This window comes from Pseudomonas sp. WOUb67, assembly GCF_050058005.1.
GTDB classification, from domain to species: domain Bacteria; phylum Pseudomonadota; class Gammaproteobacteria; order Pseudomonadales; family Pseudomonadaceae; genus Aquipseudomonas; species Aquipseudomonas putida_R.
In genome coordinates this window covers 2,319,847-2,340,176 of record NZ_CP170112.1, presented here as the reverse complement: position 1 = coordinate 2,340,176, position 20,330 = coordinate 2,319,847, and the positions used below count along the sequence as shown (strand labels likewise).

Genomic DNA, 20,330 nt, shown 5'->3' with positions numbered 1-20,330 from the left:
TAGCCCACGGTTTGAGACTCACGATGCGCCGTTTGCTGTTCTGTTTCCTGCTCGCCCTCACTTCGCTTACGGCGATCGCCGCCGAGCCTGTCAGGCCAAAGGTCGGCCTGGTACTGTCGGGCGGTGCGGCCCGTGGCCTGGCCCACATCGGTGTGCTCAAGGCCCTGGAAGAACAGGGCGTGCGCATCGACGCCATCGCCGGCACGAGCATGGGCGCAGTGGTCGGCGGCCTTTACGCCTCGGGCTACAGTGTCGAAGAGCTGGAAAAGCTCGCCACCACCCTGGACTGGCAACAGGCGCTGTCCGATGCCCCGCCGCGCAAGGACGTGCCGTTCCGGCGCAAGCAGGATGACCGCGACTTCCTGGTCAAGCAGAAGCTCAGCTTTCGCGACGACGGCAGCCTGGGCCTGCCGCTGGGGGTAATCCAGGGCCAGAACCTGGCACTGCTGCTGGAAAGCAAACTGGCGCACACCGCCGATACCCGCGACTTCGACAAGCTGCCTATCCCCTTCCGCGCCGTGGCCACCGACATCGCCAGTGGCGAAAAAGTAGTGTTCCGCCACGGCCACCTGCCCCAGGTCATCCGCGCCAGCATGTCGATCCCTGCTGTTTTCGCGCCGGTCGAACTGGACGGCCGCTTGCTGGTGGACGGCGGCATGGTCGACAACATTCCGGTCGACGTGGCCCGCGAAATGGGCGTGGACCTGGCCATCGTGGTCGACATCGGCACCCCACTGAAGGATCGCAAGCAATTACTGACCGTGGTCGACGTGCTCAACCAGTCGATTACCCTGATGACCCGGCGCAATTCGGAAGAACAACTGGCCAGCCTGCACCGCGACGACATCCTCATCCAGCCGTCGCTGACCGCGTTTGGCGTGACCGACTTCGGCCGTGCACAGGACATGATCGACGCCGGTTACCGCGCCACCCGGCTGCTCGACCCGCGCCTTGCCGCCCTGCGCCAGCCCGAGGGCGACAGCAGCCTGGCCGTGGCCCGCTCGCCGCGCCAGCGCACGCCGGTAATCACCGCGATCAAAATCGAGAACGACGCCAAGGTCAGCGACGACGTCATCCGCTCGTACATTCGCCAGCCAATCAATGCCCCGCTGGAACTGGACCGGCTGCAGACCGACATGGGCACACTGTACGGCCTGGACTACTTCGACCGGGTGCAGTACCGCGTGGTGCACAAGGGCAACGACAACACGCTGGTGATCAACGCCCGCGGTCGACGCGGCGGCACCGACTACCTGCGCCTGGGCCTGAACCTGTCGGACGACCTGCGCGGTGACAGTGCCTTCAACCTGGGCGCCAGCTACCGGGTCAACGGCATCAACAGCCTGGGTGCCGAGTGGCTGACCCGTGGCCAGATCGGCGACCAGCAAGAACTGTACAGCGAGTTCTACCAGCCGCTGGACGTGGGCTCGCGCTACTTCATCGCGCCGTACCTGGACTTCAGCTCACAGAACATCGAAGCCACCCTGGACAACGACCCCGTCGCCGAGTACCGCCTGGAGCGCTACGGCCTTGGCTTGAACGTCGGGCGACAGATTGGCACCAACGGTGAAGTACGCCTGGGCGTGGGCAAGGCCTGGGGCGAGGCCGAAGTGCGCATTGGCGACCAGGACCTGCCCAAGGTCAGCTTCAACGAAGGCTTCTATGAGCTGAAGTACTCGTTCGACACCCTCGACAACGTGTATTTCCCGCACAGCGGTGAGGACATCAGCCTGACCTTGCGCAAGTACGACAAGTCGCTGGATTCCGATCAGGACTACCGGCAGTGGCTGTTCAACCTGGACAAGGCCATCAGCAGCGGGCCGAACACCTTCGTGCTGGGCGGGCGCTACGGGCGCACGCTGGACGATACCGAAGTGGTGACATCGAGCTTCGTGATGGGCGGGGCGCGGCAGCTGTCAGGCTTCCGCCAGGACTCGGTGTCGGGGCAGAACGTGAGCCTGCTGCGCATGGTCTACTACCGCCGGCTGACGCCGCGGGCCTACGTACCGCTGGACTTCCCGCTGTACATTGGCGGGTCGCTGGAGCGTGGGCGCGCGTGGAACAACGACAACGAGTTCGACAGTGGCTACATCAATGCGGCGAGCATCTTCCTGGGGCTGGAGACGCCGCTGGGGCCGCTGAACTTCAGCTATGGCACCAACAGTGCGCATGAGCAGGCGGTGTACCTGAACCTGGGGCACACCTTCTGAATCGTCGGGGCCCCTGTGGGAGCGGCTTCAGCCGCGAACACCGGCGAAGCCGGTGCCATACACCGCGTTGCATGCTTCGCGGCTAAAGCCGCTCCCACAGGCTGCAAAGCAGCCCCAAGGGCCCTCAGGATTTTTCGAGGTTGGCCAGGATCTTGGCATGCACCCGCATGCACACCTGCAACTCTGCCTCGTCCACCCCGGTAAACAGCTCCACCCGCAGTTGATTGGCGATGGTTTCGATCTGGTCGATCAGCGGCTTGGCCGGCGGGCACAGCAAGATCTTCTTGGCTCGCCGGTCTTCTACCACGGCCTGCCGGCGCACCAGCCCTTGCGCTTCCAGGCTGTCGAGCAGGCGCGCCAGGGTCGGGCCTTCGACGCCCACGCTCTGGGCCAGCTCACGCTGGGTGGGGGCTTCTTCGAACCGCGCCAGGTGCAGCAACACCAGCCAGCGCGCCTGGGACAGGTTGAGCCCGGCCAGGCGGCGGTCCAGTTCGGCACGCCAGCCCCGGGACATCTGGGCCAGCTGCATGCCGAAGCGGTGTTGGTTGTCGGTCAGGGGCATAAGCAACTCATTGAACAGATCTAATTATTAGGCAGCTAACCATGCCCCGCCCCACGAGGCAAGGCTCGCGCGCCCTTCATTGTTCGATAATCGTCAAAAACCATGACAAAGGTCAGCAGATGGCGGTTCTACCCTCGATCCAGCTGCCCGTCACATCTCGAACTCGGCCGCCAGCGCCGCACGCACGCAATACAGCACACCCTCCGGCACACGGCCCACAAACAGCGGCGCAATCGCCGATACCGGCGGCAGCTCGCCCTCGCCATCCAGGAAGGCATCCTGCACTTCCATCAGCAGGTCTTCCGGCAGGTCGAGGGCCTGGTCCAGGCTCAGTTCCTGGCGGCCCAACGCCTCGGCCAGCAGGCTATACACGTTCTTCTCGCTGCAGTTGAGCTGCCCGGCGATCTGCGCCGGGGTCATGCCGGCGCGGGCCAGGCTGACCAGTTCGTGGCGCAGGTCGAGCACCACTTTCGGCGCCTCTTCGGTGCCACCGCTGCTGTTCAGCACTTCGAGGAACGCCTGGCCGTAGCGCTCGAGCTTGCGCGCGCCCACACCGCTGACCTGGGCCATGTCGCTGAGGCTGACCGGCTGGCTGCGCAGCATTTCCAGCAGCGTCGAGTCGGGGAAGATGACATAGGGCGGCACACTGTGCTCCTCCGCCAGCTTGCGCCGCAGGGTACGCAGCGCTTCCCACAGCTCGCGCTCTTCGGCACGCACCAACTGGCTGGCCGGGCTGCCGCCACCGGACGACGAAGACTTGGCCGTGGTCTGCGGCTTGAGGTCGCGACGCAGTTGCAAGGTCACCTCGCCGCGCAGCAGCGGCCGGCAGCTGTCGGACAGGCGCAGCCCGCCGTAGCCTTCCAGGTCGATGTCGACCAGGCCGCGCGCCACCAGCTGGCGGAACAGCGAACGCCACTCCACCTCGGCCAGGCCCTTGCCGACGCCGAACACCGACAGCTTCTCGTGGCCGAAATTGCGCACCTTCTCGTTGTCCTTGCCCAACAGCACATCGACCAGGTGGCCGACGCCATAGCGCTGGCCCGTACGGAACACCGCCGACAGCGCCTGACGGGCCGGCTCGGTGGCGTCCCAGGTCTGGATGTTGTCGACACAGTTGTCGCAGTGCCCGCACGGCTGTTCGAGGGTTTCATCGAAATAGGCCAGCAGCGACTGGCGACGGCAGCGGGTTTCTTCGCACAGCGCCAGCATGGCGTCCAGCTTGTGCTGCTCGATGCGCTTGTGGCGCTCGTCACCTTCGGAGTTCTGCAGCATCTGCTTGAGCATTACCATGTCTTGCAGGCCGTAGGCCATCCAGGCATCCGATGGCAGGCCGTCACGGCCGGCACGGCCGGTTTCCTGGTAATAGGCCTCAAGCGACTTGGGCAGGTCGAGGTGGGCAACGAAGCGCACGTTGGGCTTGTCGATGCCCATGCCGAAGGCAATGGTGGCGACCATGATCAGCCCTTCCTCGTTGAGGAAGCGGTGCTGGTTGGCCGAACGGGTCTCGGCGGCCAGGCCTGCGTGGTACGGCAATGCCGGGAAGCCCTGTTCACAAAGGAAGGCAGCGGTTTCGTCAACCTTCTTGCGCGACAGGCAGTAGACAATGCCGGCGTTGCCGCGGCGCTCGCCGAGGAAGGCCATCAGCTGCTTGCGCGGCGCTTCCTTGGGTACGATGCGGTAGAAGATGTTCGGCCGGTCGAAGCTCGACAGGAAGCGCTCGGCACCTTGCAGGTGCAGGCGCTGGACGATTTCTTCGCGGGTTCGCATGTCGGCGGTGGCAGTAAGCGCAATACGCGGCACGTGCGGGAACAGCTCGGCCAACTGCCCCAGCTGCAGGTATTCGGGGCGGAAATCGTGGCCCCATTGCGACACGCAGTGCGCCTCGTCGATGGCAAACAGCGAGATGTCCAGCTCGCGCAGGAAGTCGAGCATGCGCGGCTGCACCAGGCGCTCCGGCGCCAGGTACAGCATCTTCACTTCGCCACGGCGCAGGCGCCCGGCCAGTTCACGCTGCTGCTCCGCCGTCAGGGTGGAATTCAGCGCGGCGGCCGACACACCCAGTTCGTCCAGCGTGGCGACCTGGTCGTCCATCAGCGCAATCAGCGGCGAGACCACTACCGTCAGGCCCGGGCGCAGCAGCCCCGGCACCTGGAAACACAGCGACTTGCCGCCACCGGTGGGCATCAGCACCAGGGCATCGCCGCCATTGGCCACGCATTCGATGATTGCTGCCTGGCGCCCACGGAAACTGTCGTAGCCGAAAATGTCCTTGAGAACGCGCTGAGCCTGTTCGAGCATGTGCAACTCCACAAATCGCCGTACCATCCTGGATACAGGCTGGACGAAAAACCCGCTCCGCACACGCCAAATGCGTAAGCGGTTTTTGCCAGGCGCCGAGAAATTCTGCCCCTGGATGAAAAATCGCGGAGTATACCGCAGCACTGCACCGCACAGGGCACCACGGCGATAGACGTTCCCTTTACCCCGCTGCGCTTGCAAGGTGCTAGAATTCGGTATCGTTTATTCCCCAAGGTAGCCCTGTAATGTCCTTCGCCGAGCAACTGACCCGCCTGCAAGCCTTCCTCGACGCCGACGAACTGCACGAAGAGGCGCTGGACTACGTCGCCGCCCACGGCTACCTCACCGCCCTGTCGATCAACGCCGAAGATGTGCCCGAGCGCGAATGGATCGATGCCCTGTTCGCCGAAGAGCCGCACTACGCCAGCGAGGCCCAGCGCACCGAGATCGAGGCCACCCTGGTGGCGTTGAAAGCGCACATTGCCCGCCAGCTGGCCAGCGACGAAGAATTCGACCTGCCATGCGACCTCGACCTGACCGACGAGCCGGACGATTCCGACCTGCGCGGCTGGTGCATCGGCTTCATGGAAGGCGTGTTCCTGCGTGAAGAGGCCTGGTTCGAGAACGCCGAAGAAGAAGTCAGCGAGATGCTGCTGCCGATCATGGTGGGCTCGGGCCTGTTCGACGAACAGCCAGAGTTCGCCGACATCGCCAGCAACGCCAACCTGCAGGACGACATGATCGTACAGATCCCCGAGGCACTGAGCGCACTGTTCCTGCTGCTGCACGCGCCTGACGAAAAACCAGCGCTGCTCAAGCCACGCCACCACTAAGTCGCCTGTGCGCTACCTGCTGCTGGCCATCGGCTGGCTCAGCGTTGCGTTGGGGGTGTTGGGGATTTTCCTCCCGGTATTGCCCACCACCCCGTTCCTGCTATTGGCGGCAGCCTGCTTTGCCCGCAGCTCGCCGCGCTTTCACCACTGGCTGGTCCATCACCCGAAGCTCGGGCCGTGGATCCGCGACTACCTCAGTGGTGAAGGCATCCCCCTCAAGGGCAAGGTCTACGCCATCGGCCTGATGTGGGCCAGCATCGGCCTGTCGTGCTACCTGGTGCCCCTGTTCTGGGCGCGCGCCTTCATGTTGACCAGCGCCGTGCTGGTAAGCCTGTATATCGTCAGACAGAAAACCCTGCACAAGCCGAAGTGACATTTTTTTGTCGCCAAATATCACTTTCGCCTAACTGACGTTTTCTTTATCCGAAATGGTTCTGGAACCGCACAAAAGCCTTGTATTCATTGGCTTTCGTGGCTTGACGCACGCTTGTCAGCAACCAAATCCGCCACCTTTATTAGACAATATATGTCTTACATGGCAATTTGATATGAATAAATCTTCTTATCTATCACGTTGAATGTACTTAGCTGTGTTGTTAAAAACCTGCAACACTATACGCGATAATTTATCGTCATTTTTTTGGCGAGCAGCAGGATCAATTCCAGGATCAGGGAGATGTACCCATGCGCGTTTTGAACCCCATCACCAGTGCATTACTGTTGGCCCTGGCGAGTGCCAACGTACAGGCGATGTCGATCACCGAGGCCGTCCAGAGCGCCGTGGACTACCACCCCCAGGTCAGCTCCAACCGCAACAGCAAGCTGGCGGCCGATGAAGACGTCAAGTTTGCGCGTGGTGGCTACTACCCTTCCGTGGATTTGGTCGCTGGCTATGGTCGCCAGCGTTCGGACAACGCTACCACCCGTGCCGAGGGTAACCACAACAAGGAAACCCTCAACTACACCCAGTCCGAGCTGCGCCTGCGGCAGATGATTTTCGACGGTTTCAACACCTCGAACGAAGTGGGCCGCACCGAAGCGGTGTCCACCTCCCGCGCCTACTACACCCAGGCCGTTGCCCAGGATGTTGCCCTGCGTGCGACCGAGGTGTACCTGGAAGTGCTCAAGCGCCGCGAGCTGGTGACCCTGGCCAAGAACAACCTGCAAGCCCACCTGCGCGTGAACGATCAGATCGGCCTGCGTAACGAGCGCGGCGTGGGTAGCACCGCCGACCTTGACCAGTCCCGCGCACGTCGCGCCCTGGCGGAAAACAACCTGGACACCGCCGAAGTCGACCTGGCCGATGCCGAGGCCAACTTCTTCAGCGTGGTCGGTCGTGCCCCGGACGAGCTGGAAAGCCCGGCGACCATCAAGGGCGAGGTGCCTGAGACCCTCGACGGCGCGCGCGACAGCATGCGCCAGAACAACCCTTACATCAAATCTGCCCAGGCTGACGTCAACGCCGCCGAGCAGCAGTACGAAGTCGGCAAGTCGACCTTCTACCCACGCTTCGACGCCATTCTGGCAACCGGTGCCAACAACAACACCGGCGGCGAACAAGGCCACAACAACAACGACTGGCAGGCCGGTGTAGAGATGAACTACAACCTGTTCCGTGGCGGCAGCGACAAGGCCCGCCTGCAGTCTGACGCGCACAAGATCAACCAGGCCCTGGACATCCGCAACAACGCCCTGCGTGAGCTGACCGAAAACCTGAGCCTGGCGTGGAACGCCATGAACAACGCCAGCAAGCAGCTGCCGACTGCGCGTGAATACGCCGAGACCACCAAGCGCGTGCGTGCCGCCTACCAGGATCAATTCGGTCTGGGCCAGCGTACCCTGCTGGACGTGCTGGACAGTGAGAACGAGCTGTACAACGCCGACCGTCGCTACACCGAAGTGCGTTATACCGAGGAGTTCTCGCGCTACCGCGTACTGGCGACCATGGGTGAGCTGCTGAGCAAACAGCGGATTTCGCTGCCGCCAGAGGCGCTGGCTACCACTGAAGTGCGCACCGAGGCGCGTTTGCCTGAGATGCGTTGATCGGCTTTAGATTTTGGGGCCGCTTTGCGGCCCATCGCGACACAAGGCCGCTCCTACACGGGTACGCGATCCCTGTAGGAGCAGCCTTGTGCTGCGAATGGGCTGCAAAGCAGCCCCATGCCCTCACTCAATACCATGGTTACGCTGAAACGTCTCAACCCCCATCGCCTTGATTTGCCCCTCGATCAACGCCTCGAACGGCGCCAGCAGTGCATCGAAGCAGGCAGGTTGTTCCAACGCATTCAACGCCCCCACCACCGCCTCGATCGTCGACAGCGCGCCCGCCTCCGGCGCCTTGCGCAGCCGATAACGCGAAGGTGCGACTGCCCCCAGCGTCACCCGCGGCAACCCCTCCAGTAGCGGGTTCATGTACAGCAGCTTGCGCGCCTTGCGCCAGGTGCCGTCGGGCACAATCAGCAACAACGGCGTGTCATCGACCTTGCCATAGGCCGTCAGCACCTGAGCGTCATCGCCCGGGAACAGCAGGGCCGGCCGGTAACCGGGCGTTGCCAGCCATTCAGCCAGGTCATCGAATACCTCGCCCACCCGCAGCTCGGCATTGTTCAGGCCAAGGGCAGCAAGGCGCGCGGTGTTCAGGGCATGGGTGGTTTCACTGGGGTGCTGCAGCAGGATGACGCGGGTACGGCTGTCGAGCGCGGGAATCAGTGGGCAGAGGCAATGGTCGAGCGGGCGCAGGCAGCGCTCGCAGCGGGGTCTGGGCATGGGGTTCTCCTTGGCGGGAACAGTTTGCCACAGAACCGGGGCCCGCCTTGCGGGCCATTCGCAGCACAAGGCTGCTCCTACAGGAGATCGCGATGCCTGTGTAGGAGCAGCCTTGTGCTGCGAATGGGCCGCAAGGCGGCCCCAGCGATCTCACCGGTTGAAACGCTCCGCCAGGCTGTGCAGGTACTCCGCCATGCGCTCCAGGTCCTGGCTGATTTCTGCTCCCTGCCTTGCCTGCCCGGCACTCTGGTCACACAGCTGGGCAATCCTCACGATCTGCTGGTTGATGTCCTCGGCCACATGGCTCTGCTGCTCCGACGCCGTCGCCATCTGCTGGCTCATGCCGGTGATGCGGCTGACCGCCTGGGCAATCCCGCTCAAGGCTGCCTGCACTGCCTCGACGCTGTGCACGCTGTCCCGCGAGATCTGTTCACCTCGGTTGGCGGTGCTCACCGCCCGCTCTGCCCCCGCGCGCAACGACGCAATGATGTGGTGAATCTCGTCAGTGGATGCACGTGTACGCTGGGCCAGCGAACGCACTTCATCGGCCACCACGGCAAACCCCCGCCCCTGCTCACCTGCGCGCGCCGCCTCGATGGCAGCGTTGAGCGCAAGCAGGTTGGTCTGCTCGGCAATCGAGGTAATCACATCGACCACGCTGCCGATAGACTGGGTCTGCTCGGCCAGCGCATTGACCGCCTGCCCGATGTCGTTGACGGCATCACTCATGCTGCCCATGGCTTCAAGGCTTTGCAGCGCCAGCTCGCTGCCCTGCTGGGCCAGCTGGTCGGCATCGCCCGCCGCATGTGCCGTGCTCTGCACGTTGTGGGTGACTTCCTGGATGGTCGCCGCCATCTGCGCAATGGCCGTGGCCGACTGGTCGGTCTCGCTGCGCTGGCGGTCGAGCATCTGCGCCTGGGCATCGGACAGATCGGACGACTGCGCCGCCCGCGACTTCACCCCGACCCCGGCGTCCACCAGGCGGGTCAGCGCCGTTTGCAGGCGCGCTTCCTCGCTGATGATGGCCAGGTCGAGCTGGCCCAGAAGGCCCGTGTTGTCGCTGTAGGTCAGCGCCACCAGCGGGCTGGTGAAGGCCTTGGGGTGCTCGGCCAACGTGCGGCGGATAGCCTGGTTCTGCCGGTGCTCGACCAGGTACCAGGCCAACAGCAGGCTGGCCATCAGCACCCCAAGCGCTGCATAGGCCGGCAACCACAGGTAACCGGCCGCCGACAGCAGGCCCGCGCCGATCAGCGGCCAGCCATGGCCCAACCCATGCACCAGCCGCGCGGCCCACGGCACCGCAGCACGGTCGCTACGCAGGCGCGCATACAGCGCCTCGGCGCGGCGGATCTGCTCGCGCGTAGGCACCGAGCGCACCGACTCATAGCCATTGATGCGGCCCTGCTCGTAAATCGGGGTGACATAGGCGCTGACCCAGTAGTAGTCGCCGTTCTTCGCCCGGTTCTTCACCACACCCATCCACGGCTTGCCCTGCTTGATCGTCTCCCACATATGCCCGAACACCGATGGCGGCATGTCCGGGTGGCGCACCAGGTTGTGGGTTTGACCGACCAGTTCGTCGTAGGTAAACCCGCTGATCGCCACGAAGGCTTCGTTGCAATAAGTGATGCGGCTGTTGAGGTCAGTCGTGGAAATCAGGCGTTGATCGCTGGAGAAGGTTCTTTCGTGCTCAGTGACGGGCAAATTCATGCGCATCTGGGCGATCCTTGCAGGATGAAATAAGGGAAAAATCATCAGCGCAAGTTGATATGTAGCAGAGCGCTATCAGGTTAGCGGTCAGCTTTTGCCGGATTTTAACGCCGCCCGACGGAATGCATGAATGTGTCGCGCCTCAGCCCACGTTCAGCTGGCTTTTGAGCAGGTCGCGGAAGGTCTGGATCAAGGGTTCACGGCTACGCCCACGGCGAATGATCAGCGAGAACGGTGCCTGGTAGCCAAAGGTCGACGGCGACAGCACGCGCAAGTCGCCCTTGTCGACCCAGGCCTGGGCGTAGTGCTCGGGCAGGTAGCCGATGTAGGCCCCGGAAAGGATCAGGATCAACTGCGCTTCCATACTCTCCACCGTCGCCGCGCTGTGCTTGAAGCCATGCCGGGCCAGCTCGGCCTGGCTCCAGTAGCCACGCCCGACCATGCGCTGCTGGGTCACCACCTGCTCGGGGATGCGCCGCTCGTTATACAGCGGGTGGCGGCTGCTGCAGTACAGCCAGTGCTGTTCACGGTACAACGGCTGGTAAAGCAGGCCGCTCATGCGCGAGGAGAACGCACCAATGGCCAGGTCCAGGCGGTTGTCCTGCACACCCAGTTGCAGCTCGTAAGGGCTGGACACCGACAGGTGCAGGTGCACCGCCGGGTGCTCCTGGCTGTAGGCGCCGATGGCTTCGGCCAGCGGCAAGGCCCGGTCACCGACCGTGGAGTCGATGACCCCGAGGTTGAGGGTGCCACGCAACTCGCCCTTGAGGGCAGCGGCATACTGCTCGAAGCCATCGAGTTCGGCCAGCAGCCGCAGGGTTTCCTGGTGGAACAGCTCGCCCTTGCTGGTCAGGCTGAAACCACCACGGCCGCGGTGGCACAGCACGATCCCCAGCGCGCCTTCCAACTGGCTCATGTAGGTGCTGATGGCCGAGGTCGACAGGTTCAGCTCGCGCTGCGCATTGGCGAAGCCCTGGTGGCGCGCCACGCTGATGAAGATGCGCAGCAGTTTCAGGTCGGGCAATGTCGAGGCCATGGTGCAACGGTTCCGCAAGGGTATTTACGCGCAGTCTAACCGCTCTGCCGGCCTTTAGTTCAGAAATTCCTGAACTAAGTATTTGTCGGTAGCGATTCTTCCGCGGCACTACCTTGAGCAGACTTGGCCGAAATGTCCCTGCCCGCCGGCAAAACCACACTTGAAAGGCGCGCGGCGGCACAGGTTCGAACAAACAAAACAATCGACCGACTGATGAGGCCCACCGTGGACAAGACTCTCCACCAACCACTGGGCGGCAACGAAATGCCGCGTTTCGGCGGCATCGCCACCATGCTCCGTCTCCCCCACCTGCAAAGCGCCAAAGGCCTGGATGCCGCCTTTATCGGCGTGCCCCTGGACATCGGTACCTCGCTGCGCTCCGGCACCCGCTTCGGCCCACGGCAGATCCGCGCCGAATCGGTAATGATCCGCCCGTACAACATGGCAACCGGTGCCGCCCCGTTCGACTCGCTGTCGGTGGCCGACATCGGTGACGTGGCGATCAACACCTTCAACCTGCTGGACGCCGTGCGCATCATCGAAGAAGCGTATGACGAGATCGTCGAGCACAACGTCATCCCGATGACCCTGGGCGGCGACCACACCATCACCCTGCCGATCCTGCGTGCACTGCACAAGAAGCACGGCAAGATCGGCCTGGTGCACATCGATGCCCACGCCGACGTCAACGACCACATGTTCGGCGAGAAGATCGCCCACGGCACCACCTTCCGCCGCGCCGTGGAAGAAGGCCTGCTCGATTGCGACCGCGTGGTACAGATCGGCCTGCGCGCCCAGGGCTACACAGCCGATGACTTCAACTGGAGCCGCCGCCAGGGCTTCCGCGTGGTCCAGGCCGAAGAGTGCTGGCACAAATCGCTGGAACCACTGATGGCCGAAGTGCGGGAAAAGGTCGGCGGCGGCCCTGTTTACCTGTCGTTCGACATCGACGGCATCGACCCGGCCTGGGCGCCTGGTACCGGCACTCCGGAAATCGGCGGCTTGACCACGATCCAGGCGATGGAGATCATTCGCGGCTGCCACGGCCTGGACCTGATCGGCTGTGACCTCGTCGAAGTCTCCCCGCCTTACGACACCACCGGCAACACGTCGCTGCTCGGCGCCAACCTGCTGTTCGAGATGCTCTGCGTGCTACCAGGCGTCGTGCGCCGTTAATACCGCTACACCCCGGCAGGAGCCATGAGGGAGGGCCACAGAGGCCCGCCAACAACACGACAAGACCGCCGGGCGCCGTAAGCCGCCCGCGTGGTCGATCTCGCCATAATAAAGATAATCGGGAGACCCCCAATGGCCTTGGACATCATTGTTGTAATGATCTATACCGCCGGCATGCTCGGGCTTGGCTGGTATGGCATGCGGCGCGCAAAAACCCATGAAGACTACCTGGTAGCCGGGCGCAACCTCGGCCCGGTGCTGTACATGGGCACCATGGCCACCACCGTGCTCGGTGGCGCTTCCACCGTCGGCACCGTGCGCCTGGGCTACGTCCACGGCATCTCCGGCTTCTGGCTGTGCGCAGCCCTGGGCCTGGGCATCATCGCCATCAACCTGTTCCTGGCCAAACCGTTGCTGCGCCTGCGCATCTTCACCGTGACCCAGGTGCTTGAGCAACGCTACAACCCCACCGCACGCCAGGCCAGCGCCGTGATCATGCTGGCTTACGCGCTGATGATCGGCGTTACCTCGACACTGGCCATGGCCACCGTATTGCAGGTGCTGCTGGACCTGCCGTTCTGGGCTTCGCTGCTGCTCGGCGGCGGCGTGGTGGTGCTGTACTCCACCATTGGCGGCATGTGGTCGCTGACCCTCACCGACATCGTCCAGTTCGTGATCAAGACCGTCGGCCTGATGTTCATCCTGCTGCCGGTGTGCCTTTACAAGGCCGGTGGCTGGGACACCCTGGTGGCCAAATTGCCAGCGGCCAGCTTCCAGCTGACCACCATTGGCTGGGACACCATCATCACCTACTTCCTGATCTACTTCTTCGGCATCCTCATCGGCCAGGATATCTGGCAACGGGTGTTCACCGCCCGTGATGAAAAGGTCTGCCAGCGTGCCGGTACCGTCGCCGGTGTGTACTGTGTGGTTTACGGTCTGGCCTGCGCCGCCATCGGTATGGCCGCGCATGTGCTGATGCCCGACCTGGCCAACCCGAACAACGCCTTTGCCGAGATGATCAAGAGCACCCTGCCCGATGGCATCCGTGGCCTGCTGATGGCCGCCGCCCTGGCAGCCATGATGTCCACCGCCAGTGCCGGCCTGCTGGCTGCTTCGACCACCGTGACCGAAGACCTGCTGCCCAAGCTGCGTGGCGGCAAGCAGTCGAGCCTGGGCATGAGCCGGCTGTTCACCCTGCTCACCGGCCTGGTGGTGCTGGGCATCGCGCTGATGGTTAACGATGTGATCAACGCACTGACCCTGGCCTACAACCTGCTGGTCGGCGGCATGCTGATCCCGCTGATCGGGGCGATCTTCTGGAAGCGTGCGACCACCGCTGGCGCGATTGCCAGCATGTCGCTGGGCTTTGCCACCGCGCTGCTGTTCATGTTCAAGGACGGGCTGGAAGCCAACACGCCGATCTACTACAGCCTGGCGATCGGCTTGGTGAGCTTTGTAGTGGTTAGCCTCATGTCCCGCAAACCAGTCGGTGCGGTGAACCTGGCCTGACCGTTAGCCTGAAGCGGCCCTATCGCCGGCAAGCCAGCTCCCACAGGTACTGCACAAGCCTCGGGTCCTGTGCACTCTTTGTGGGAGCTGGCTTGCCGGCGATAGGGCCGGTAGAGATGACAACAAATTCCCAGATACAAAAAGGCCGCAGCACCCACCCAGGTGCTGCGGCCTTTGTTTTGCTCTTCATTAAGGATCAGCGACGACGCGGTTGGCGTTTGCGCTGCTCTTCATCAGTCGGGATCGGCACCGGCTGCAGGGGTGGTGGAATCAGCCCCAAGGCGACCGCCAGGTCATGGAGCCAGTTGGACAGTGGTTTATTCATAATGCCCCCTTGACGGGTCAGCCTCACGGCGAATCAATCCTGGGATGTTTCATACAGATCATAGCCTGATGTCCTGTATTACGCATGCCTATGCTCTTACAGATAAGGGCCATTTTGACGCGGATCAAGCCGTAGCGGCGCATTCCGACGACTGGTTAATCGTTTCGCTTTGTTGCAGGTCGATCCATGCCTGCAAATTCGCCCCACGCATACCCTGACGCCACATCAGCCAGGTGACCGCCTGATCGAACGGCGCCTGCAGCCGGTGCACCCTTACCTGGTTGCGCCCAGGCAGGCTGTCGAGCATCGACTGGGCCATCATCGCCACGCCGGCGCCGGCGATCACGCAGGCCAGCATGCTCTGGTACGACTCGATCTCCATCACCCGGCCCATGGGCGTGTGGGCATGGGCATACCACGCCTCCAGGCGCATGCGGTACGAGCAGCCCTGGCGGAAGGTGAACACCGCCTTGCCCGCCACATCCCTGGCGGTGTGCACCGCCGGGTGCTCGGGACTGGTGATCAGCACCAACTGCTCATCGCACAGCGGCACGCCATCCAGGCCGGCCAGGCTTGGTGGGCCATCCACCAGGGCAGCATCCAGCGTGTGGCCAAGCAGGCCTTCGAGCAATTCGCCGCTGGGCGCTGCACGCACCTGCAGGTTCACCGCCGGGTAGGCCTGGTGATAACGCGCCAGCAATGGCGGCAAATGGGTTGCCGCCGTGCTGTACATGGTCCCCAGTACAAAGTCTCCAGCTGGCTGGCCGCCGCGCACGGCAGCCAGCGCCTCGTCGCGCAAGGCCGACAGGCGGTTGGCGTATTCGAGCAGCACCTTGCCGGCCGGCGACAGCTGCAAGCGCTGGCGCTCGCGCAGGAACAGCTCGACACCCAGTTGCTCCTCAAGCTGGCGCAGGCGCGTCGACAAGTTCGACGGTACTCGATGCAGGCGCTCTGCAGCACGGGTGACCGAGCCTTCCTCGGCCACGGCCTGAAAGATACGCAGCTGGCTGAATTCCACGGCATTCTCCAAAACAGAACAACTTGATCATCATTATTCAATTTTATTGAAAATGAAACCATCCTAACCTGCCAGTCATCGCTTACATCCGTGCAGGAGACCTGTCATGCCGCCACTTATTCAACTGCTGGCCAGCGCCGTGGCGCTGATGATGGCCATGGGCATCGGCCGTTTCGCCCTCACCCCGCAACTGCCGCAACTGATTGCCGAAGGCCAGTTCGACCTGACGGTCGCCGGGCTGGTGGCGGCCGCCAACTACCTGGGCTACTTCATTGGTGCGGTGGACGCCATGTTCGCCCGCTCACCCGGTCAGGTGCGCCTGCGCCTGCACGGCGGGTTGTGGCTGTGCGTGCTGCTGACACTGGCCTCATGGGCCGCCGACGGTTTCTGGGGCCACCTGCTGCTGCGCTTTGGCACCGGGGTGGCCAGTGCCTGGGTGCTGGTGATGATCACCAGCCTCAGCCAGCAGGTGGCCAACGCGCACAACCGGCAACGGCTGGGTGCCCTGGTGTTTGCAGGGCCCGGCCTGGGCATCGCCCTGACCGGCCTGTTGGCACTGGTGGCGCACTTGGCTGGGCTGGGCTCGGCAGCACTGTGGCTGATCTATGCGGTGGCCGCGCTGGTGATGCTGCTGGCCGTGCGGCCTTGGCTGCCACGGGCGCTGCAAGCTGCCCCCACCTCGTCGCCAGCGCACCCGGGCCCTACCCGCAGCGTCGGCATTGGCCGTCTGGGGCTGGTGTACGCGCTGTACGGCGTGGGCTACATCCTGCCGGCCACCTTCCTCTCGCAGATGGCCAACCAGCAGTTTCGCGGGCACTGGATGGCCGACCTGTTCTGGCCGGCGTTTGGCCTGTCGGCAGCGCTGGGGGTGATGCTGGTGGGCCTGCGCCGTGGTGGCCGCACCTCGACCTGGCTCACCGGCACCCTGTGGTTGCAGGGGCTTGGCGTGCTGGCCTGCCTGATGGGCGGGGGTATCGGGTTGGCGCTGGGTGTGGTGCTGTGTGGCGGGCCGTTCCTGGCCTGCATGCAACTGGTGATGCAGCGCTCGCGGGAGCTGGCACCGCATGCTACGCAGCGCAATGCCGGGCTGCTGACCGCATGCTTTGCCCTGGGGCAGTTGAGCGGGCCGTTGCTGGCTGCGGTCAGCAGCCATTACAGCGGCGGGCTGCAGCCGGCGTTGATGCTGGCGGCGGGTGGGTTGGTGGTGGCTGGGGGGCTGGTGCAGTTGTCTGGCCGCATGCAGGCCGACTGCGCCTGCCATGCCAATGTTACATCCTGAGTTGTGGTTGCCTATGCCGGCCTCTTCGCGGGTAAACCCGCTCCCACAGGGATATCACTGCCCTGACGGCGATACGATACCTGTGGGAGCGGGTTCACCCGCGAAGAGGCCGGCATAGGCAAAGCATCAGCCTACATACCGCCGCAATTGCTGCTTCACCCAAGGCTCGGCACTCACCAGAACCACGCCCAGCAACACCAACAGCGCGCCGATCACAAAATTGACGCTTAGCGGCTCGTCCAGCAGCAGTACCCCGAAGGTCACCCCAAACAGCGGGGTAATGAACGAAAACACCGCCAGGTTGGACGCCAGGTATTTGCGCAGCAACCAGAACCAGGTCAGGTAACTGATGAACGACACCACAATCCCCTGGAACAGCACACTGCCCATCGCCAGGGGCGTCAGCGACACAGCGCCGATCTGCCCGCTGAGCAAGGCAATCAGCAACAGGCCGGCAAAACCCACCGCCAGCTGATAGAACAAGGTCAAGGTGGCCGGTGCTTCCGACAGCCGCGAGCAGCGCACCACGACTGTGGTCGCACCCCAGGCCAGCCCGGCGATCACGCCAAAGGCGTCACCCAGCAGCATGCGGCCATCCATTTCCTCGAACGACATGCCGCCTGCAAACGCCATGGCAATGCCACCGAAGGCCAACAGAATCCCCAGCCACTGCAACAACCGCAGGCGCTCGCTGGGCAGCCGGAAATGCAGGCCCAACGCGGTGAACACCGGTGCGGTATAGAGGAACACCGACATGTGCGCCGCCGATGTCAGCTTGAGGCCCTCGGCGATGAACAGGAACTCCACGCCAAACAGACCGCCCGCGAGCAAACCGGCGCGCCAGGTAATGCCAACCTGTTCCCAGCCACCGCGCCAGCACAGCATCAGCGCCACCAGCACGGCGGCGATGCCATTGCGCAGCGCTGCCTGCATCACGGGCGCGATGTCGACAGCGGCGGTCTTGATCAGTACCTGCTGGCAACCCCAGATCAGGCACAGCCCCAGCATCACCTGAAAGGCAAAGGCGTCAGGGTTCTTGCGGACCGCACTCATAGGCGGCCCCCTGGGGCGATCGAAGGCATGGGCATCGGCTCGGCAGTATTCAGAAGCTACCGATTATCGGGTTTCCATACCCGCTCTTGCCAGCCTCAAAACGACCTCAAGCAATTTGCGCCTTCGAAGACACCTGCTCGAAGGTGGCTTCATCCAGCGCATCCGCCTGTTCGTCCAGCACCTGGCGCGGGTGCTCGAAGCCCGGGATGCTGCTGTCGATCAGGCTCATCAGGCGTAACCCGCGCTCGGTCAGCACAAAGTTTTCGCCATTGCCGCCCTCTTCTTCAGGCCGGCTTTCGATGAAACCACGCTCGAACAGCAGCTTCTCGTACTCGCAGGCATGGGTTTTCAGGTGGTCCAGGTCGCCCACCGGCTCACCTTTGGCGGCCTGGGCCGCGGCGTGCTGTTCGGCATAGGGGCGTGGCGTAAAGCTGTGACCGGCGCCGTTCTGCACCTCGTGCAGCAAGCGTTCGATCAGGTCCCAGTCGTAGGCAATGCTCATGGTGATGGGCTCCAGCTGTGGACGGAAGGGGTACACAGGTTGGGACATGCCGCAGAGGGAGGTGTTCACAAAGATGAAGGCTGGGTGGAATGGACCGGGCTGTCACGAGAGCAGCTTTACAGGTCTTTCAGCGAGCATGTCTTCCATCGGTCGTAGCCTCTGAACTTCTCGGCGCCTGCACCTCTCCACTGCGCATAACCACCGCTTGAGGTAGAAAGGATGAAACCGCTGCTGCCCATTACTTGCGCTATTGCCCTTTCCTGCGCCCTGCCCGCCTGGGCCTGCACACCGGAAGAAGCCACGCAGAAGCGTGAAGAGCTGGCCGGGTTGGTGACCCAGTTGACCGAGCAGAACCCGCAGAAGGCCAAGGAGATCAATGAGGAGCTTCAGGGGATGGACCTGGAGACGGCGAGCAAGGACTTGCCCGACAAGTGTCAGCTGATAGACCAGCGGATCAAGGAGCTGAAAACGGCGGAGAAGAAGGCTGAGTGATGGGTTATCAGCAATGGCCCTATCGCCGGCAAGCCAGCTCCCACAGGTATACCGCTGAATTCAGCGTCTGTGGAAACCCTGTGGGAGCTGGCTTGCCGGCGATAGGCCCTTGATAGCTACTTATTCAGCAGCGGGCTTGCGCTTTTTCAGCGGTGCCAGGCCGTCAGCGCTGGCCAGCGGTGCGTTGGGACGCGGTTTGGCGGTTGGCTTGCGCTTGGCGGCAGCTTTCTTGTCGCCGGTCTTCTTATCAACTTTCTTTTTCTTCGCGCCAACAGCCTTGCCCGAAGCCTTGACCTTCTTCGGCCCGCTGTAGGTGCCTTTCACTTCCTTGATGACACGGCGCTCGAACTGCTGCTTGAGGTAGCGTTCGATGCTCGACATCAGGTTCCAGTCGTTGTGGGTGATCAGCGAGATCGCCAGGCCTTGGCCACCGGCACGGCCGGTACGGCCCACGCGGTGTACGTACTCGTCACCGCTGCGAGGCATGTCGAAGTTGATCACCAGGTCCAGGCCGTCGATGTCCAGGCCGCGAGCCGCCACGTCGGTAGCCACCAGCACCTTGGAGCTGCCTTGCTTGAAGCGCTCGATGGCCAGTTTGCGGTCCTTCTGGTCCTTCTCGCCGTGCAACACGAAAGCCTTCACGTCCTTGGCCACCAGGTGACCGTAGATGCGGTCGGCCATGGCGCGGGTGTTGGTGAAGATGATCGCCTTGTCGAAGGTTTCATTGGCCAGCAGCCACTGCACGATGTGCTCTTTGTGCTGGTCGTGGTCGGCGGTGATGATCTGCTGGCGAGTGCCTTCGGCCAGCTGCGAGACGCTGTTGAGCATCAGGTGCTCAGGGTCTTTCAGCACCTTGCCGATGATGTCGCGCAGGGCAGCGCCACCGGTGGTGGCGGAGAACAGCAGGGTCTGCTCGCGGTTCTCGCACTCCTTGCACAGGCGCTCCATGTCTTCGGCAAAGCCCATGTCGAGCATGCGGTCGGCTTCGTCGAGGATCAGCACCTGCACGTGGGACAGGTCGAGGTTGCCGGCGTTGAGCTGCTCAAGCAGGCGGCCCGGGGTGCCGATCAGCACGTCCGGCACCTTGCGCAGCATGGCGGCCTGTTCCTTGAAGTCTTCGCCGCCGGTAACCAGGCCGGCCTTGATATAGGTGAACTGCGAGAACAGCTCCACCTGCTTCAAGGTTTGCTGGGCCAGCTCGCGGGTCGGCAGCAGGATCAGCGCACGGATCTCGACGCGCCCGCCTTTCAGGTCAACCAGGCGGTTGAGCAGCGGCAGCACGAAGGCCGCCGTCTTGCCACTGCCGGTCTGCGCGGTCACACGCAGGTCGCGCCCTTGCAGGGCCAGGGGGATGGCCGCGGCCTGCACCGGGGTCGGCTCGACAAATTTAAGCTCGGCCACGGCTTTAAGCAGGCGTTCATGCAGGGCGAATTGGGAGAACACGGAGGTAACCTCAGGCAAGTGCGGGAAATTCAGTTGCATAGGGTAACGTTTTCTGCCGCCTTAGCCGAATTTCTTTTGGCAACTTTGTCGCCATCCGCGCTCTAATGGCACCTCG

At 63.3% G+C, this 20,330-nt stretch carries 18 protein-coding genes; 8 read left to right on the top strand and 10 right to left on the bottom strand.

Annotated features, from left to right (window positions below; genetic code table 11):
- Positions 1-23: 23 nt before the first annotated feature.
- A complete protein-coding gene (locus ABOC32_RS10625; protein WP_426810997.1) occupies positions 24-2,210 on the top strand; it encodes a patatin-like phospholipase family protein in 2,187 nt (728 codons plus the stop codon).
- Positions 2,211-2,334: 124 nt separating this feature from the next.
- Here the strand turns inward: ABOC32_RS10625 and ABOC32_RS10620 are convergent, their stop codons facing one another.
- Together ABOC32_RS10620 and recQ are read right to left on the bottom strand one after the other, a co-directional pair.
- Positions 2,335-2,772 carry a MarR family transcriptional regulator gene (locus ABOC32_RS10620; protein ID WP_012273597.1) on the bottom strand — a complete coding sequence of 146 codons (438 nt, stop codon included), beginning with the start codon at positions 2,770-2,772 and terminating at the stop codon, positions 2,335-2,337.
- Between the two features lie 150 nt (positions 2,773-2,922).
- The gene (gene recQ / locus ABOC32_RS10615) at positions 2,923-5,070 is read right to left on the bottom strand and encodes a DNA helicase RecQ (protein WP_426810996.1); all 2,148 of its coding nucleotides are present in this window, start codon (positions 5,068-5,070) and stop codon (positions 2,923-2,925) included.
- Between the two features lie 245 nt (positions 5,071-5,315).
- Here recQ and ABOC32_RS10610 point away from each other — a divergent pair, with 245 nt between their 5' ends.
- The 3 genes from ABOC32_RS10610 (at position 5,316) to ABOC32_RS10600 (ending at position 7,946) form a co-directional block, all read left to right on the top strand.
- Positions 5,316-5,903: a YecA family protein gene (locus ABOC32_RS10610; protein WP_010955200.1), complete on the top strand. Its 588-nt coding sequence runs from the start codon at positions 5,316-5,318 to the stop codon at positions 5,901-5,903.
- Between the two features lie 7 nt (positions 5,904-5,910).
- Positions 5,911-6,276: a YbaN family protein gene (locus ABOC32_RS10605; RefSeq protein ID WP_043201640.1), complete on the top strand. Its 366-nt coding sequence runs from the start codon at positions 5,911-5,913 to the stop codon at positions 6,274-6,276.
- 311 nt (positions 6,277-6,587) lie between these two features.
- A complete protein-coding gene (locus ABOC32_RS10600; protein WP_426810995.1) occupies positions 6,588-7,946 on the top strand; it encodes a TolC family outer membrane protein in 1,359 nt (452 codons plus the stop codon).
- 123 nt (positions 7,947-8,069) lie between these two features.
- On the opposite strand, the gene ABOC32_RS10595 is transcribed toward ABOC32_RS10600, so the two are convergent.
- The 3 genes from ABOC32_RS10595 to ABOC32_RS10585 form a co-directional block, all read right to left on the bottom strand.
- Positions 8,070-8,669, bottom strand: a complete 600-nt coding sequence (locus ABOC32_RS10595; RefSeq protein WP_426810994.1) for a tRNA-uridine aminocarboxypropyltransferase — start codon at positions 8,667-8,669, stop codon at positions 8,070-8,072.
- A 150-nt stretch (positions 8,670-8,819) separates the two neighbouring features.
- The gene (locus ABOC32_RS10590; RefSeq protein ID WP_426810993.1) at positions 8,820-10,385 is read right to left on the bottom strand and encodes a methyl-accepting chemotaxis protein; all 1,566 of its coding nucleotides are present in this window, start codon (positions 10,383-10,385) and stop codon (positions 8,820-8,822) included.
- Between the two features lie 136 nt (positions 10,386-10,521).
- Complete coding sequence (locus tag ABOC32_RS10585; protein WP_016498453.1) at positions 10,522-11,415, bottom strand: LysR family transcriptional regulator; 894 nt, start codon at positions 11,413-11,415, stop codon at positions 10,522-10,524.
- Positions 11,416-11,640: 225 nt separating this feature from the next.
- Between ABOC32_RS10585 and speB the strand changes: the two genes are divergently transcribed.
- Both speB and ABOC32_RS10575 read left to right on the top strand, forming a co-directional pair.
- A complete protein-coding gene (gene speB / locus ABOC32_RS10580) occupies positions 11,641-12,591 on the top strand; it encodes an agmatinase (RefSeq protein ID WP_041166556.1) in 951 nt (316 codons plus the stop codon).
- 132 nt (positions 12,592-12,723) lie between these two features.
- A complete protein-coding gene (locus ABOC32_RS10575; protein WP_086976420.1) occupies positions 12,724-14,103 on the top strand; it encodes a sodium:solute symporter in 1,380 nt (459 codons plus the stop codon).
- Positions 14,104-14,299: 196 nt separating this feature from the next.
- Here the strand turns inward: ABOC32_RS10575 and ABOC32_RS10570 are convergent, their stop codons facing one another.
- Both ABOC32_RS10570 and ptrR read right to left on the bottom strand, forming a co-directional pair.
- Positions 14,300-14,428 (bottom strand): PA1414 family protein, encoded by a 129-nt coding sequence (locus ABOC32_RS10570; RefSeq protein ID WP_009683677.1) that lies wholly within the window; start codon positions 14,426-14,428, stop codon positions 14,300-14,302.
- A gap of 124 nt (positions 14,429-14,552) precedes the next feature.
- Positions 14,553-15,446, bottom strand: a complete 894-nt coding sequence (gene ptrR, locus ABOC32_RS10565) for a putrescine utilization regulator PtrR (protein ID WP_426810992.1) — start codon at positions 15,444-15,446, stop codon at positions 14,553-14,555.
- A gap of 106 nt (positions 15,447-15,552) precedes the next feature.
- Between ptrR and ABOC32_RS10560 the strand changes: the two genes are divergently transcribed.
- The gene (locus ABOC32_RS10560) at positions 15,553-16,725 is read left to right on the top strand and encodes an MFS transporter (RefSeq protein ID WP_426810991.1); all 1,173 of its coding nucleotides are present in this window, start codon (positions 15,553-15,555) and stop codon (positions 16,723-16,725) included.
- Positions 16,726-16,851: 126 nt separating this feature from the next.
- Here ABOC32_RS10560 and ABOC32_RS10555 read toward each other — a convergent pair whose 3' ends face one another.
- Together ABOC32_RS10555 and ABOC32_RS10550 are read right to left on the bottom strand one after the other, a co-directional pair.
- Positions 16,852-17,778, bottom strand: a complete 927-nt coding sequence (locus ABOC32_RS10555; protein ID WP_426810990.1) for a DMT family transporter — start codon at positions 17,776-17,778, stop codon at positions 16,852-16,854.
- Positions 17,779-17,884: 106 nt separating this feature from the next.
- Positions 17,885-18,280, bottom strand: a complete 396-nt coding sequence (locus ABOC32_RS10550) for a hypothetical protein (protein ID WP_043201654.1) — start codon at positions 18,278-18,280, stop codon at positions 17,885-17,887.
- 219 nt (positions 18,281-18,499) lie between these two features.
- On the opposite strand from ABOC32_RS10550, the gene ABOC32_RS10545 reads away from it, so the two are divergent.
- A complete protein-coding gene (locus tag ABOC32_RS10545) occupies positions 18,500-18,772 on the top strand; it encodes a hypothetical protein (RefSeq protein WP_043201658.1) in 273 nt (90 codons plus the stop codon).
- Positions 18,773-18,892: 120 nt separating this feature from the next.
- Here ABOC32_RS10545 and ABOC32_RS10540 read toward each other — a convergent pair whose 3' ends face one another.
- On the bottom strand, positions 18,893-20,254 hold the full coding sequence (locus ABOC32_RS10540; protein ID WP_426810989.1) for a DEAD/DEAH box helicase: 1,362 nt from the start codon (positions 20,252-20,254) through the stop codon (positions 18,893-18,895).
- Between the last annotated feature and the right edge of the window lie 76 nt (positions 20,255-20,330).

What these genes read in the sequence shown, in the direction of transcription:
- ABOC32_RS10575 (WP_086976420.1), top strand. Translation starts at nt 12,724, where the DNA reads ATGGCCTTGGACATCATTGTTGTAATGATCTATACCGCCGGCATGCTC.
- ABOC32_RS10620 (WP_012273597.1), bottom strand. Translation starts at nt 2,772, where the DNA reads ATGCCCCTGACCGACAACCAACACCGCTTCGGCATGCAGCTGGCCCAG.
- ABOC32_RS10600 (WP_426810995.1), top strand. Translation starts at nt 6,588, where the DNA reads ATGCGCGTTTTGAACCCCATCACCAGTGCATTACTGTTGGCCCTGGCG.
- ABOC32_RS10550 (WP_043201654.1), bottom strand. Translation starts at nt 18,280, where the DNA reads ATGAGCATTGCCTACGACTGGGACCTGATCGAACGCTTGCTGCACGAG.
- ABOC32_RS10570 (WP_009683677.1), bottom strand. Translation starts at nt 14,428, where the DNA reads ATGAATAAACCACTGTCCAACTGGCTCCATGACCTGGCGGTCGCCTTG.
- ABOC32_RS10555 (WP_426810990.1), bottom strand. Translation starts at nt 17,778, where the DNA reads ATGAGTGCGGTCCGCAAGAACCCTGACGCCTTTGCCTTTCAGGTGATG.
- ABOC32_RS10585 (WP_016498453.1), bottom strand. Translation starts at nt 11,415, where the DNA reads ATGGCCTCGACATTGCCCGACCTGAAACTGCTGCGCATCTTCATCAGC.
- ABOC32_RS10595 (WP_426810994.1), bottom strand. Translation starts at nt 8,669, where the DNA reads ATGCCCAGACCCCGCTGCGAGCGCTGCCTGCGCCCGCTCGACCATTGC.
- ABOC32_RS10625 (WP_426810997.1), top strand. Translation starts at nt 24, where the DNA reads ATGCGCCGTTTGCTGTTCTGTTTCCTGCTCGCCCTCACTTCGCTTACG.
- ABOC32_RS10560 (WP_426810991.1), top strand. Translation starts at nt 15,553, where the DNA reads ATGCCGCCACTTATTCAACTGCTGGCCAGCGCCGTGGCGCTGATGATG.
- recQ (WP_426810996.1), bottom strand. Translation starts at nt 5,070, where the DNA reads ATGCTCGAACAGGCTCAGCGCGTTCTCAAGGACATTTTCGGCTACGAC.
- ABOC32_RS10590 (WP_426810993.1), bottom strand. Translation starts at nt 10,385, where the DNA reads ATGCGCATGAATTTGCCCGTCACTGAGCACGAAAGAACCTTCTCCAGC.
- ABOC32_RS10540 (WP_426810989.1), bottom strand. Translation starts at nt 20,254, where the DNA reads ATGCAACTGAATTTCCCGCACTTGCCTGAGGTTACCTCCGTGTTCTCC.
- ABOC32_RS10610 (WP_010955200.1), top strand. Translation starts at nt 5,316, where the DNA reads ATGTCCTTCGCCGAGCAACTGACCCGCCTGCAAGCCTTCCTCGACGCC.
- ABOC32_RS10545 (WP_043201658.1), top strand. Translation starts at nt 18,500, where the DNA reads ATGAAACCGCTGCTGCCCATTACTTGCGCTATTGCCCTTTCCTGCGCC.